General features: G+C 39.0%; 15 protein-coding genes and 2 pseudogenes. 7 read left to right on the top strand and 10 right to left on the bottom strand.

Going from position 1 to position 14319, the window contains the following annotated elements; all coding sequences use genetic code 11:
• Positions 1-25: 25 nt before the first annotated feature.
• The 3 genes and pseudogenes from FJR08_RS18355 to FJR08_RS18345 form a co-directional block, all read left to right on the top strand.
• The gene (locus FJR08_RS18355) at positions 26-631 is read left to right on the top strand and encodes a VWA domain-containing protein (protein ID WP_168634137.1); all 606 of its coding nucleotides are present in this window, start codon (positions 26-28) and stop codon (positions 629-631) included.
• A gap of 35 nt (positions 632-666) precedes the next feature.
• Positions 667-1272 (top strand): VWA domain-containing protein, encoded by a 606-nt coding sequence (locus FJR08_RS18350; protein ID WP_148765217.1) that lies wholly within the window; start codon positions 667-669, stop codon positions 1270-1272.
• Positions 1273-1453: 181 nt separating this feature from the next.
• Positions 1454-1711, top strand: a pseudogene (locus tag FJR08_RS18345) (salt stress protein, Slr1339 family); the annotation flags it as partial.
• Positions 1712-1857: 146 nt separating this feature from the next.
• On the opposite strand, the gene tnpA reads toward FJR08_RS18345, so the two are convergent.
• Positions 1858-2259 carry an IS200/IS605 family transposase gene (tnpA, locus tag FJR08_RS18340; protein WP_168634136.1) on the bottom strand — a complete coding sequence of 134 codons (402 nt, stop codon included), beginning with the start codon at positions 2257-2259 and terminating at the stop codon, positions 1858-1860.
• Positions 2260-2403: 144 nt separating this feature from the next.
• Here tnpA and FJR08_RS18335 point away from each other — a divergent pair, with 144 nt between their 5' ends.
• Positions 2404-3069: a transposase gene (locus FJR08_RS18335; protein ID WP_254435798.1), complete on the top strand. Its 666-nt coding sequence runs from the start codon at positions 2404-2406 to the stop codon at positions 3067-3069.
• A 199-nt stretch (positions 3070-3268) separates the two neighbouring features.
• Here the strand turns inward: FJR08_RS18335 and FJR08_RS18330 are convergent, their stop codons facing one another.
• The 3 genes and pseudogenes from FJR08_RS18330 to FJR08_RS18320 form a co-directional block, all read right to left on the bottom strand.
• Positions 3269-4540 carry a glycoside hydrolase family 10 protein gene (locus tag FJR08_RS18330; RefSeq protein ID WP_168634135.1) on the bottom strand — a complete coding sequence of 424 codons (1272 nt, stop codon included), beginning with the start codon at positions 4538-4540 and terminating at the stop codon, positions 3269-3271.
• 281 nt (positions 4541-4821) lie between these two features.
• A pseudogene (locus FJR08_RS18325) lies at positions 4822-5226 on the bottom strand (response regulator); the annotation flags it as partial.
• Positions 5189-6238, bottom strand: coding sequence for a transposase (locus tag FJR08_RS18320; protein WP_254435797.1), 1050 nt, complete (start codon positions 6236-6238; stop codon positions 5189-5191). The gene FJR08_RS18320 and the pseudogene FJR08_RS18325, both read right to left, overlap by 38 nt.
• 61 nt (positions 6239-6299) lie before the next feature.
• Between FJR08_RS18320 and FJR08_RS18315 the strand changes: the two genes are divergently transcribed.
• Positions 6300-6467: a hypothetical protein gene (locus FJR08_RS18315; RefSeq protein WP_168634134.1), complete on the top strand. Its 168-nt coding sequence runs from the start codon at positions 6300-6302 to the stop codon at positions 6465-6467.
• Here FJR08_RS18315 and FJR08_RS23760 read toward each other — a convergent pair.
• From FJR08_RS23760 to FJR08_RS18305, 3 genes are all read right to left on the bottom strand, one after another.
• Positions 6442-7302, bottom strand: coding sequence for a sensor histidine kinase KdpD (locus tag FJR08_RS23760; protein WP_254435796.1), 861 nt, complete (start codon positions 7300-7302; stop codon positions 6442-6444). The two genes, FJR08_RS18315 and FJR08_RS23760, sit on opposite strands and share 26 nt — an antisense overlap.
• Positions 7254-8012, bottom strand: coding sequence for a PAS domain S-box protein (locus FJR08_RS23755; protein ID WP_254435795.1), 759 nt, complete (start codon positions 8010-8012; stop codon positions 7254-7256). Before FJR08_RS23755 ends, FJR08_RS23760 begins: the two co-directional genes overlap by 49 nt.
• Before the next feature lie 374 nt (positions 8013-8386).
• Complete coding sequence (locus FJR08_RS18305; RefSeq protein WP_015081458.1) at positions 8387-8881, bottom strand: bifunctional nuclease family protein; 495 nt, start codon at positions 8879-8881, stop codon at positions 8387-8389.
• 405 nt (positions 8882-9286) lie between these two features.
• Here FJR08_RS18305 and FJR08_RS18300 point away from each other — a divergent pair, with 405 nt between their 5' ends.
• Positions 9287-9946, top strand: coding sequence for a riboflavin synthase (locus tag FJR08_RS18300; protein ID WP_168634133.1), 660 nt, complete (start codon positions 9287-9289; stop codon positions 9944-9946).
• Positions 9947-10108: 162 nt separating this feature from the next.
• On the opposite strand, the gene FJR08_RS18295 is transcribed toward FJR08_RS18300, so the two are convergent.
• Complete coding sequence (locus FJR08_RS18295; RefSeq protein ID WP_168634132.1) at positions 10109-11782, bottom strand: peptidoglycan DD-metalloendopeptidase family protein; 1674 nt, start codon at positions 11780-11782, stop codon at positions 10109-10111.
• A 98-nt stretch (positions 11783-11880) separates the two neighbouring features.
• Complete coding sequence (locus tag FJR08_RS18290; RefSeq protein ID WP_168634145.1) at positions 11881-12693, bottom strand: biotin--[acetyl-CoA-carboxylase] ligase; 813 nt, start codon at positions 12691-12693, stop codon at positions 11881-11883.
• 92 nt (positions 12694-12785) lie between these two features.
• On the opposite strand from FJR08_RS18290, the gene pgeF reads away from it, so the two are divergent.
• On the top strand, positions 12786-13565 hold the full coding sequence (gene pgeF, locus FJR08_RS18285) for a peptidoglycan editing factor PgeF (RefSeq protein WP_168634131.1): 780 nt from the start codon (positions 12786-12788) through the stop codon (positions 13563-13565).
• A gap of 55 nt (positions 13566-13620) precedes the next feature.
• On the opposite strand, the gene FJR08_RS18280 is transcribed toward pgeF, so the two are convergent.
• Complete coding sequence (locus FJR08_RS18280; protein WP_168634130.1) at positions 13621-14199, bottom strand: Uma2 family endonuclease; 579 nt, start codon at positions 14197-14199, stop codon at positions 13621-13623.
• Between the last annotated feature and the right edge of the window lie 120 nt (positions 14200-14319).

Here is a 14319-nt window from a genome sequence, read left to right as displayed (position 1 = left end):
ATAGAAAAATGACAATAGGAAGATTATGATGAGCGATCGTGACTATACCTTAATTATTGACAAAAGCGGTAGTATGTCCACACCCGACCAAGCGGGTGGAAGAACTAGATGGAAGATAGCTGAAGAATCTACCATTGCTTTAGCCAGAAAGTGTGAAGAATTTGATCCTGATGGCATTACAGTTTACGTTTTTTCCGGCAGATTTAAACGTTATGAAAATGTTACTGCTGCTAAAGTTGCCCAGATATTTCAGGAAAATGATCCATCCGGTACGACTAACTTAGGAAGTGTCCTCCAAGATGCCCTAAATAACTACTTTCAGCGCAAAGCCGCTGGGACAACAAAACTTAATGGAGAAACGATTTTAGTCATTACTGACGGTGAACCAGATGATCGCAAAGCCGTATTTGAAATTATCATTCGTGCTACCCAACAAATGGAAAAAGATGAAGAATTAGGAATTTCCATGATTCAAGTCGGTTCAGATCCTCAAGCCACCAAATTTCTTAAAGCCTTAGATGATCAATTACAAAGTGTTGGTGCTAAATTCGATATTTGTGATACCGTAACTTTAGATGATTTAGAAGACATGAGTTTAGCTGATGTTTTAATGAATGCCATCACTGATTAATTAACAAAAATTCCTAATATCTGGAGAGTTTAGTCATGCTAGAAAACCGTGATTACACCTTAATTATTGATAAAAGCGGTAGCATGGCTACCCCAGATCAAAAAGGTGGTAGAACTAGATGGGCAACAGCACAAGAATCTACTTTTGCATTAGCAAGTAAATGTGAACAACTTGATCCAGATGGCATTACTATTTACTTATTTTCTGGGAAATTTAAACGTTATGAAAATGTCACATCTGCTAAAGTAACACAAATTTTTCAAGAAAATGATCCTTCAGGAACAACAGATTTAGCGGGTGTTTTGAAACACGCTACTGATGATTATCTACAACGTAAAGCCTCTAGTAAAAGTCAACCCAATGGGGAAACAATTTTAGTAGTTACTGACGGTGAACCAGATGATCGCAAAGCCGTCATGAAGGTAATTATTGAAGTTTCTCGTCGTCTGGATAGAGATGAAGAATTAGCTATTTCCTTTATTCAAGTCGGTAATGATGCTCAAGCTACCCGCTTTTTGAAAATCTTGGATGATGAATTGCAAAGTGCAGGTGCTAAGTTTGATATTTGCGACACTATCACAATGGATGATATGGAAGATATGAGTTTATCAGAAGTTCTCCTCAATGCCATTAATGACTAGCACCGCAAGGCGGAATTAAAAATTAACAATTAAAAATTAAAAAAGCTTGCTGAATATTGCTTTTGACTTTTGACTTCCGCCTTGCGGTACTATTACCGTCGTGAATTAAAAATTAAAAATGATCCCCCAACTTTCACATCAATTCATAATTTGATGAAAACAGAAGTCGGGGATCTTATACTTATTAGCAGATGTACAAGCTGATATTTTGGCAAAAGATGCGGCTGAGGCACTGCAAAAACAAGAAGAATTAACACAGGAGAAAATTCGTCAAGAAAAACTTCAAGCTAAACAAAAAGCAGCTTTAGAAAAAACTGCTAAACAATGGTTAGCTAAATTAGATCCATTATCATCAGAAGGATTATGGTTTGAAAGATTTGCTGAAAGTTATCCTCACAAATTAGCAGCCGCAATTGATTATTTACAAACTAATTCCTAAATTTCAATTTACCGCTAATTTCTGGTTTTTGCCTTCACCAAATAGAACGAAAGGCACGGAAGCCACTTGGCAATAGATGCGTGGAGGAAGTGCCAACGGCGTTCGCGGAGCGTGCCGGAGGCTCTATTTATTCGCAATCAAGATTCTCAACCATGATGCGGGTCTTCTATGTATCGTCTAATTGTATCTGCCCAAACCTGACCTGCCGTCGAATAAAAATAACTGTTAGTCCATAGGCTAGGAAGTTTTAATAACTCCGGGAACTCTTTTCTCAATAGATAAGATGACCGACCTTTAAACGCCTTAATAACTTGGTTAATGGCTATATCCGGTTGATGCTCTACAAACAAATGGACATGATCTGGCGCGACTTCTAAAGCCAAAACGTCCCAATCCTTCTCTTGAGCTAAATCATTGATTATTTGTCGAAGACGCTTGGCTATCTCTCCAGATAAAACCTTCCTTCTTCGTTTGGGAATCCAGACTAGATGAACTACAGCGTTGCCTTTAGAATGGTTGCTTGTTCTAAACTCCAAAGTGGTTTTCATGTTGTTTTCTCGTTGCTATTGACAAATAGAATCTAACTCAGTTTCAGTTATATTGGAAAAGTCAAGAAAATAACACAGGTAAAAATAATTGTGTACGGCTGCCAACAGATATTAATTAGCCCGAATAAGGATTTAAAAGCCATATTGGAATATGTTTGTACTGAAGCTAAAAAGCTGACAAATTGCGGTGTTTACTATTCTCGTCAGTTATATTTTAAAACTGGCAAGATACCAACTAAAGCCGACCTGCATAAACAATTAAGAACTATCCAAAAAAACGCCCATTATCAAGCTTTGTACTCGGACACAGCACAACAGATTTTAACTACTGTTGCAGAATCTTTTAAGTCTTACTTTGGACTTTTAAAAGGCATAAAAGAAGGTACGGTAACTCAAAAACCTAAACCACCAAATTACTGTAAAAGTGTAATGTCTATTGCAACCTTTACGGGGCGTTCTTTAAAATTAAAGGACGGAATATTGAGATTCCCTTTAGGTAGTAAGGTAAAAGCGTGGTTTGGAATAGACGCTTTTTATATCCCTATGCCCTCAAATCTGGACTATAAATCAATAAGAGAAGTCCGTATCCTGCCAAGGAACAGATGCTTTTATGCAGAATTTGTTTACCAACAAGATATTAAAAGCTCCGAGGTGTACGCATCAAAAGTATTAGGAATTGACCACGGGTTAAATAATTGGTTAACTTGTGTTTCTAATATTGGTACATCCTTTATAGTTGACGGACTACATTTAAAAAGCATCAACCAGTGGTATAACAAATCTGTAGCTAAAATCAAGGAAAAGAATTAGCCGGGGTTTGTACTGTTCTCAGGACGGCACAAAAATTAATGCAGATTGCAACGGTGCGGTCAACATAATCAGAAAAGTAGCTGCGATATTTAAGTTTGACTTAATTGGAGTAGGTAGAGGTTGTTTAAGTCAGCCTACGAAAGTTCTTTTATGGACTCTTCAGAAATCCCCGCGTCTTCAGACCGGGGAAGCTTAAACACTAAAATGGTATTTTGTCAGTCACAGTTAGATTCGTTTCCCATGGCACTGACTCTACTTTTGTTTCCCCTTCCCCAGACTCCACTGCCGTTCGTAATGCCGGATATGGAAATAAACTTTTAAATCCAGCCAAACGTTCTCTTGATGCTTCTGGTGCAGTATTCCAAAGACTTTCATAATAGAAAAAAGCTACACCCAGTCCCCGTTGTTGGGCGGCACGAACTTGAGATTGAATCTGTTGAATTGATACGGGTTTAGTTCTTAAACCTGCCATAACACCGATTCCCGCAGGAATTTTTTGTTTTACTTCTTCCATTTCTGGACGGGAAAGCTTGCCAATAAAATGATCTAAATTTTCCTTATAAACTTGCACAATTAACTCATCTACTATGTCTAATCGTACCCAGTTCAACCAATCTTGGAGTTGAAATTTATAGGCATGATTATAGTAATTAGGAGAAACAGAAAAAATCATTTTCGGTTTGATTTGTTTGACTGTTTGATTAAGTCTCACCATGAATTCTGTAATTTTATTTGCCCGCCAATTTACCCATTCTGGGTTTTGAGGATCACTGGGTGGCATTTTTTTAGTTTCTTCTTGATATAAGGCAACCGTATATTTATCGTAACCAAATTCAGAAGGTAAACTCATGTGATCATCAAATTGGATACCATCAAGATCATACTTGTTAGTAAGTTCTACAAGCAAATCGCTAATAAACTGTTGTACTTCTGGATGAAACGGATTTAACCATGAAACCTCACCGCCGGCACTAATAGATGTTTGATTACCATCTTTTTTTTGTGTTAACCATTCTGGTTTATTCATTGCTAATTCTGAACTGGGAGGAGTCATAAACCCAAATTCAAACCAAGGAATTACCAGTAAATTTTGCCGATGAGATTTATTAATTAAATCGGCAAGAATATCATGTCCATCTAAACCTTGAAAGACAAACGGTTGGATTTCTAACCGCTTGGCTACTTCACTAGGATACATGACATAACCAGAATTCCAAACTACGGGATAGATAGTGTTAAAATTGAGTTTTTGGAGTTGTGTGACTGCTTCCTGAACTTTAGTCCTATCTTTAAGAATATCAAGATCATTATTTGTCATCCATACACCACGAATTTCTTGCCGTGATGTTTGGGCTGTTACAGGTGTAAAGGTGTTTCCCCATAAAACTATGAGTAAGGAAATTAAAAACAAGGGCAGAAATGACTTTTTCAGTATTTTCTGAAAACCAAATGAATAGAAATTGAATTTCATTTTAATTTGAAATTATGGCAATGATATAGTATGAGTCAGGAGTCACCGAGTCACCGAGTCACCGAGTCAGGAGTAAAACTGACTTGCTGTATGGCTTTGAATTTAGATTCTGTACCTAATTAATCTGTAATCTGCTATATTTGACGGATTTAATCAAAAGTAGTGCCTGTTCTGAAAATTTTTTTTATGGAATGCAAAAAAATAGGTTTTGAGATTTTATTGATTGACAATGAATTATATCTCGATCTGGTGCAGTTAAACACAAAATTCCAGGTTTATGGCTATGAATCAGGATGCAGAAGATTGCGTCTAACCAGACTGGCGACAACTGTAGCTAATTCCACTGGTTCAATGGGTTTGGGCAAATGTAATTGAAATCCTGCTTGTATGGCTTGCATCCTGTCCTCTACCCTAGCATAAGCTGTCAATGCGGCTGCGGGAATATCTCTGCCCTTTTCAGGGGATAAAGATCGCACTTTACGAATTAATGAATAACCATTTTCCCCTGGCATCCCAATATCACTAATCAAAACATCCGGTGTCCACAGGGTAAGCATTTCCAAAGCTTCTTGGGCTGATGATACTGCTGTAACTTCCGCTTGGCATTCTTGTAGAACTGTAGCAATAAATTCACGGCTATCAACTTCGTCATCTACAACTAATACTTTTAGGCCGTTTAGTATGGGTTTTTAATGGCATTTTATGACGATGATTACCGCAGTTAGAGCATATTTGCGAACTAGGAAAGAATCTATCTACAAGGATTAATTCACTGCCAAACTTCTCAGTTTTGTACTCTAATTGCCGTTTAAATTCATACATACCACAGTCAGCGATAGCACCCGCTAATTTATGGTTTTTCAAAAATGCCTTAACGTGCAAATCTTCTATCTTAATTATGCTGTGATTTTTAGCTAGATAGTAGGTTAATTTGTGAATAGAATCCTGGCGAATATTAGAAACTTTGGCGTGTAATTTAGCTAATTTTCTCACAGCTTTTTTACGATTATTAGAGCCTTTAATTTTCCTGCTAACGCTACGCTGTAAACGTTTCATGCGTTTACTCATCCGGCGGTAGGCTTTAGGATTCTCGAATATTTCACCATTACTGCAAACTGCTAACTCCTTAATTCCTATGTCAACGCCGATGGTCGGTCTATCTGCAAGTATGGGAGGTTTTTCAATCTCGTACTTGACAGAAATAAACCATCTATCAGCTTGTCGGGAAATTACACAGTTATGAGTTGCGGTAATTGGTAAAGGTATGGCTAATCGTACCCAACCGATTGACGGTAATTTAATTCTTTTACCATCGTTTTTAATTAACGGTTTCGCCTTAGTCCCTGACTCTAAATAAAAAGAATCGTGCTGTCCTTTTTTCTTGAATCGGGGTTGTTTCGATGTTTTGGAAAAACACCTATCCCATGCTTGGCGTAAGTCAGTTAACGCCTTTTGTGGGACATTTTTGTTAACTTCGTAATACCAAGCGTGTTCAGGTTTAACCTCGGCGACTAACTTTTTATGCAAGTCAATCGCTGATGGTAATTTAAGTTTTTCGCCTTCTTTTTGAGTAGCTAAGATATCTATAACTTGAGCATTTGCCCAGTTGTAAGCGTGTCTAGCGACTCTAGAAGCCTTGCGAAAAGCTGTAATCTGTCGGTTATTTGGAATTAGTGCAGTTTTGAATGATAAAAGCATTGATTCGACCTTCAATGTTGGGCTATGATATCTAGTATATCAGACATATTAGGATTTGGCAATGCCTCGGATTAAATTTAAACCACAAAATCAAGTAGCCTACGATAAATCACCCTTGCAATTTAAGGTTTTACCTGGAGTCAGGGAAAAAATTAAAACCGTCCCTGACTGGCAACAACGGTTGAGGGATTTTGTTGATCAACTTATTGAAGACTTGGACAAACAGTAATATATGGATAGTTATGGGTAGAAATTATCAAGCTGTTTCTACCCCCTAAACTTTCTACATGAACAGTACCACCATGCATTTCTGTTAAATGGCGCACAAGTGATAATCCTAATCCGAGTCCACCATAGGATCTAGTGCTGGAACTATCAGCTTGACGAAAACGATCAAAGACATGGGGGAGAAACTCAGCAGTAATGCCAATTCCATTGTCAATTACTTGAATTTGAGCATATTTTCTGGGTTGATCATGATCATTTGACAAATTTGCGGTGCTAATAGCCACTTTATTCAGCCTAATTTCGACGTTACCGCCTTGGGGTGTAAACTTGATGGCATTGGTTAACAAATTCCAGATCACCTGTTGCAAGCGATCGCTATCACCGGATACCATCACAGCAGAGGTTGAATCTGGCAATTCTCCATCATGGGGATCAAAGTGCAAATTAATTTCCTTTGCTTGGGCTGCAAGGGAGACAGTTTCCATAGCTGAATTAATAATAGGAACTAAATTGCAACTTCGAGGATTAAAGGTTAACTTACCTCTAATGATGCGGGATATATCCAACAAATCATCAATTAACTGATTTTGGATTTTCGCATTGCGTTCAATGGTTTCTAGTCCTTGGGCTACCTGATCTTCTGTAAATTTGCGAGTTCTGAGCAAATGAGACCAACCGACTATAGCATTGAGAGGCGATCGCAATTCATGGGACAAAACTGCCAGAAACTCATCCTTCATCTGGTTAGCTTTCTGTAACTGCTCAGTTTGTGTTTGCAAAGAAGTGATCAAATTAGTGCGATCTTTTTCTGCTTGTTTCCGCTCCGTAATATCCAAAAATGCCCCGATACATCCTCCTTACTTTTCCGGAGTTCCTTGAGTGTGGCTTCCCGTTCACTTAAATCCAGGATAAAAGCTGTTGACCTCTCCCGTTTTTCCCCCTTGAGGGCAAAACCAACTAACACAGGAATACGACTACCATCTTTGCGAATATATTCCTTTTGATATGGTGTACAACCACCATCTGCACTAGAATGAGATTCAGCGATCGCTTGTTCATCTAAATATAAAAATTCCGGTGCTGTCAGATGCCTCCAACCTAAATTACCAGCGAGTAAATCTTCCCTTGTATAACCAGTAATTCTCAAAAATTCGTCGTTTGCCTGGTGGATGCCACCATAAATATCACCAGAAATAATACCAATAATGTTAGCATTGACAAAAGTTTGCAGATTCTCATCCTTAATTTTCAATGCCTCTTCAGCACGACGATTTTTATAACTGAGGCGATCAATTGCTATCGCACTTTGCCAAATTAAAATAATAAAAACTATAATTACAACAAACTCAAGAAGGGAAATAGCAAAAGCATAATTATATAACTTCGCTAATTCACCATTAAGTATTAACCAACCCACCACAAAAAGGACAATTAGTGCTGGCAATAACAAACACACAGCTATCACACCACCATAACCATCATTAGTTATTACCCGCATTAACCACTGTCGAAAACTTGTCCACAGAATCCCCATCACCACTACCATAAATTGTCAATAAGTTGACCGCAATATTAGAGGATGTTTCTAATATTACTTCGTGTTGGAGAAATTTTTAATTTCACCATCAGCACAAAAACCCAAGTCATGATAGAAAATAATTACGATTAAAAAATCTATCTGAGGGAATATTTTATAATTTGTGTTTTTATGGTACTTAACCCCGTGTTGTTAAAAAAATGTAGGTTGGGTTGACCCAGGGAAACCCAACAAAATTCTGAATCAAGTTGAGTCAAGATTCCTCCTGACTCCTAACCTTAGTCTAGTACCGCAGGACGTAAATAAACCAACCATCCTCAATCGTCAAAAAGCTTGCTCAATATTACTTTTGACCTTTGACTTTTGACTTCCGCTTTGCGGTACTAGTCACCATTCCCAAACCGCTTGATTAAATCCTCTGGACGGAGATTAGAAATAAATTCGCGGAAAGCTTCCTGTTCAGCTTCATCAGCATCACGATCTACAGGAATAGAAGCATTAGCCACCACTTCTTCCATGACCCAAATGGGAGTATTTGTGCGGAGTGCAATAGCGATCGCATCACTGGGACGAACATCAATTTCTTTTTTGACATCCCCTTGCTGAAGAATTAACGCAGCATAAAAGGTATCTTTTTGTAAGGTATGAATAATAACTTTATCTAAAGTCATATTCCATGTTTCCAGCATATTCACGATTAGGTCATGGGTTAAAGGTCGGGGGGGCTTTTGATTTTCCATTGCCCCCATAATTGCTCTTGCTTGTTCCTGACCGATGTAAATGGGCAAAGCGCGACGATCTGAACCATCCTTCAGAAGCACAATCGGGCTGCGAGTGATCGCATCTAATGCTATACCAGCGACTTTCATTTCTATCATTGGTTCAGCCTCTAAAGTTCTTTAATCGCTTGGAAATATGTAACAAATAATCCACTTTTTTCCGAATTTAAGAATTAAAAATTAAAAATTAAAAAAGCAAATCAAACCAGCTTTTTAGGAATTTTTAATGGTTAGTTGACTCTTACTGTGGTGTCATAGAAATCAGGTATAAATAAACTAATTTCACACCTTGTTAATAACTCATTTATTGATCCTTCATATTTTATCCTTCATCTTTCTTTTAGCTCCTAATTCAAGTATGCCTGGGGATTGATGTTAATATGTTAATATTCATTTACCAAAACCAGGAAAAAAATAAACTTACGGGCTTTACATTTTTTCCGAGAATTATTAGTTGATTTCCGCCAAAATTAAGCAATAAATAAAATTAGTTTCCCAAAAGCTGTGTTTACAGGATTAATTCAAGGTTTAGGAACCATAAAACCCTTAACAGGAGATTCGTGGCAGATTAATTATCTTAGTCAGCCAGAGATGATCATTCATGACTTGGCCTATGGTGATAGTGTGGCAGTAGATGGCGTGTGTTTGACAGTTGAAGAAATCTTAAAAGATGGATTTATTGCCACCGCTTCACCGGAAACCCTAGGACGCACAACATTAGGCAAAGAAGAAATTCAACAAAGATACGTCAATCTAGAAGCATCACTACGGGTGGGTGGTAAAGTTGGCGGTCATTTTGTTATGGGTCATGTAGATGGAATTGGTCAGTTAATTACATCTGAACAAACTGCTAGTTCCTGGGAAATGACCTTTGTCGCCCCAGAAGCGATCGCTCGTTATATAGTTCCTAAAGGTAGCATTGCTGTCAATGGTATCAGCCTCACCGTAGCTGAATATCAATCAGAATCATCTCAATTTACAGTCGCCGTCATCCCGCTAACATACAGCGAAACCAATCTCAGTCATTTAGTAGCGGGTAGTTGGGTAAATCTAGAAGGAGATATCCTGGGTAAATACGTGGAAAAATTCCTCACCCCTGGCAATAATCACCACCAACAAGCGGAAATTACAACTGCATTCTTAGCAGAAAACGGATATTTGTAAGGAGAAGAGGAGTCAGGAGTCAGGAGTCAGGAGTATGGCTAACGCCACGCTTCGCTATCAGAAGTATGGCTAACGCCACGCTTCGCTATCAGGAGGAAGAAGGAAGAAGGAAGAAATTTCTCCCCTCCTCCCTGACCACTGACCACTGACCACTCCGCCAAATTACCGAGCTTGGGCTGTTTTCGTGCCTGGTGTGCCTTGTGCCAACTGGCTAAGGCCACCTTCTAATTGCACACCTGGGTCAACAGCAACCCATCCATTTTGGGTGAGGTGACGGATTTCAAAGTGCAGGTGAGGTCCATTCGAGTTACCAGTGCTACCAACTCGACCAATGACAGTTCCAGGTTCTACCCATTGACCAGGTTGAACAAAGATTTCTGACATATGCCCGTAAAGACTTTGTTGCGCTGAACTATGATTAATAATTACGGCTAAACCATAACCACCTAACCAGTTAGCTGATTCTACTTGACCTTTAGCCGCTGCTAAAATTGGTGTTCCCGTGGGCGCACCTAAATCTGTACCAGCGTGAAAACGGCGATCGCCCGTGATAGGATGAACACGCCAGCCAAATAAAGACGTAATTGGTGCAGCCATAGACAGAGGGAAGACAATTCCCGAACCACCACCACCACGATAAGCCAGGGTATTAGTATAAGGAACTTGAGGTAATACAGATGCCAGTGAAAAATCATAGGACACCAGACTGGGACGAGGAGCAAGATTACCCTCAATCATCGGTGCTGGTAAACTACCTACTTGGGGAGCAATAGGGATAGAACTCACCTTTGTTGTGCTAAATTCCCTAGGACTGGGGATAAAGCTATTGGCATGATAGGCAGCCTTTGTATGACTGCTGGTGTTAGTTCTGGAAATCCGCCAATTATTTTGAGGTTGACTAATTTTGCTCACACTAGTAGCAACAGTTTCACCAACATTCTCACGTTGATTGCGGGTTGCAGTTATGGCTGTCCTCACTGGGGACACGATTGGTAATTTAGCAGTTTCACTTTTTTTCAGCCAAGTCGGTGATGAATCTTTAGACTTAGCCACGGCAGGAGTTTGGGTAGTTTTAGCACAAGCACTTTGCCCTGGAACTACATTTGCACTACAACCACTAGAACGTTCTGTGACGACTACAGAACTGGGCGGTTCATAGTTATCTGTGGTTGCATTTTTGTAGTCAGTGGGATCAATATAAGCGTTGTTATAATCCTTGAGACTACTTTCTGTATCCTTGACAGTATTTTGCGAATTATTGGTTGTTTGAGCGACTTCTGGGAGTTTTTTAACCAATGGGTCAGGTTCACTAACACTGGCTGTAGGTTGAGTATTTTCACCTTTGGGCTGGGAAATTCTCACACTGGCTGTAGGTTGAGTATTTTCACCTTTGGGCTGGGAAATCCTCACACTAGCTGTAGGTTGAGTATTTTCACCTTTGGGCTGGGAAATTCTCACACTGGCTGTAGGTTGAGTATTTTCACCTTTGGGTTTAGCATCTCTGACAACTTCTGTAGATTCAGCAACACTTTTGCTATTTAGCTTCTTTTTCAGCCTAGCTTGTCGGTCAGAAAAATCCGGCTGTGGCTTGGCTGTTTCAGGAACAATAGTTTCTTTCTGAACTGGATTTGTAACTACTGCTGGTTGGGAATTCTCAATAGTGGGAACAATATTGTCTATTGATGCAGTTTCAGTTTGAGCAGTTACAAATCCGCTACCAAGAAGACTAAAGCTACTTAACAAACAGAGGCTTTGTGCTGGTAGTCTAGAAGCAAAACGTTTACTCGTGCCACCGTAGTAAAAATTTTTATGGGCAGATTTATGGTGCTGCGTCATTTTTTCTCTTGTGTTGTGTGTAATAAGTCTAAAGAAATGATATCATTCCATGCTGGATATACTATCCTATGAAGTGACATTTTTAACAAATTTAATCATTAAACAGAAGCTTGACGATAACCCAAACTGATTGTACCTGGTTGGCAAAAAATTTCTGGTGTTACGGCTGCTTTTGGATCATAAGTTGTCATTTTTAACCGGAGATTACCCTGTGGAGTTACTCCAACTACTGTACCTAAAAGATTATTGACATAAACCTGATCACCCATATTTGTGAGTAGATCAAGATAGCGAGATAAGAGGATGTTTATTCCTTCTACCTGTAGACACTCGATACCGGACTTAATTCCTAGTAAGACTTGTGAGGTAAGCATTTCCAGGTGATGAATCATCTGATAATTTTGGGAATTTTGCCACAATTGCAGATTAATTCCCGTTTCTGGAACTTGATTTGCCCAATTAATGCCAACACCAATCACAGCTTGAGTGATATGTCCTTGATTGACTTTGGTTTCGGTTAAAATGCCTCCTAATTTGCGACCATCTAATACTAAATCATTTGGCCATTTTATGCCGACAGGTATACCACATTTTCGTAATTGCGCTGTAATTCCCCACGCGCTGGCCAAGGTGAGTTGATAACTGCTGGTAGCTTCCATGTTGGGTGTTAATGCCATTGAAAGATATAGACCACCAGTAGAAGACTGCCATTGACGACCCCATTGCCCCCTGCCGGCGGTTTGCTGGGTGGCAATAACTACACAACCTGGTTTTTCTCCTTGGTTGATTAGTTGCCACAGGGTTTGATTTGTGGAACATAAAGTGTTAAAAATATGTAGAGAGAATGGTAAATCTTGATGCTTATATTCTGCTTTTAAGCTATCTACCAAAAGTTGCCGATTAAATTCCACCACAGTTCACCATTGTTTTAAATCTTTTTTGGCAGTTGTTCAAGTTAGCATTGATTGAAAGTAATTAATTTTCTATTGAGGTTTGGTTAAAGATGCACACTTGGCATTGGCACAATTGGGAAGGTCTACCTTACCTGACTTGTAATCTTTTAGAACCCTGGTCTCATGGTTTCTTTACCCAACGGTTTTGGCCTCGTTTACCTCATGAACTAACTCAGGCACTACAACCAGAGGCTTTAGCTTATCGTTTAAAACAGGTGCATGGCAATACTGTTTTAACTCCCCAGGAGGTTGATGATCATGTCAATGCCAGTGATGATGATTTGGCGTTGGCAGATGGTTTAATTAGTCAGCAACCGTTACAAGCTGTCTGGGTGGCTTCTGCTGATTGTACACCTGTTTTGATTGGAGATGTCAAAACTGGACAGGTGGCGGCTTTACACGCTGGTTGGCGGGGAACAGCGGCGAAAATTGTTCCTGAAGCTATTACCAGAATGCAATCTCACGGTAGCAATTTAGCAGATTTGCGCGTAGCTATGGGTCCGGCTATTACTGGGGAAGTTTACCAAGTTTCTGTGGAAGTAGCTGCGGAAATTGGCAGTACCATTCTACCACATTATGAACCAGAAAAAATAGTTGCTGCTTTACATAATTTAGCGAATTCACCTTTAATCAAAGATCCAGAACCGGGAAAGGTCTGTTTAGATGTGCGGCGGGTGAATGCTTTGCAATTGGAACAATTAGGAATTAGTTTACAACAAATTGCGATCGCTCCCTATTGTACTTTCCAAACTCCAGAACATTTCTTTTCTTATCGTCGAGAACGGGAGAAAAAGGTGCAATGGTCAGGAATTGTGAGTACAGGTAAATAATAGCATTATATTACCATGACTTACCAAGATGATCCGGTTGTTGAATTTCAACAACCTATCCCCAAATTATTTCCATATTTAAAATAAATTCTGGCAAAATATCTTCACCTAATAATTCTTGGGGAAATTCTAATATCTCTACTGGTTTACCAAGACGATAAATTTCCACTTGGCGCATTTTTCGATTAATTAACCAACCTAATTTAACTCCATTATTGATATATTCCTGCATTTTTGCTCGCGTTTCCTGCAAACTATCACTAGGTGACATTAATTCTAAAACAAAATCTGGGGCAATTGGGGAAAACTTTTCTTGTTCTTCTGGTGTGAGTGTATCCCATCTTTCTTTTTTAATCCAAGCAACATCAGGAGAACGATTTGCACCATTGGGAAGTTTAAAACAGGTGGAAGAGTCGAAACAAACCCCTAGTTTATATTTACGATTCCAAAACACAAAATCTGCGGCAATTTCCACATTACGTTTTCCTGTTCCTCCTCCTGTTGGTGACATAATCAATATTTCTCCTTTGGCATTGCGTTCAAATTTGACTTCAGGATTTTCTCGACAGAGTTGATAAAATTGCTGATCACTTAATTGGATAATAGGGTTTAAGTTGACGGTGATAGCTGTCATAATAACCTCGTGAGGATGAGATCAACTTTAGTTAAATTATAAAATGATATCTGGGAAATTAAATTTTAATCTCTAAGCTTAATTAAAAATTACTACACCGACAATAAACGTATACATGAA

Source organism: Dolichospermum sp. UHCC 0260 (genome assembly GCF_009711985.1).
In the GTDB taxonomy this organism is placed as follows: domain Bacteria; phylum Cyanobacteriota; class Cyanobacteriia; order Cyanobacteriales; family Nostocaceae; genus Dolichospermum; species Dolichospermum lemmermannii.
This window is presented reverse-complemented; position numbering and strand designations above follow the sequence as displayed.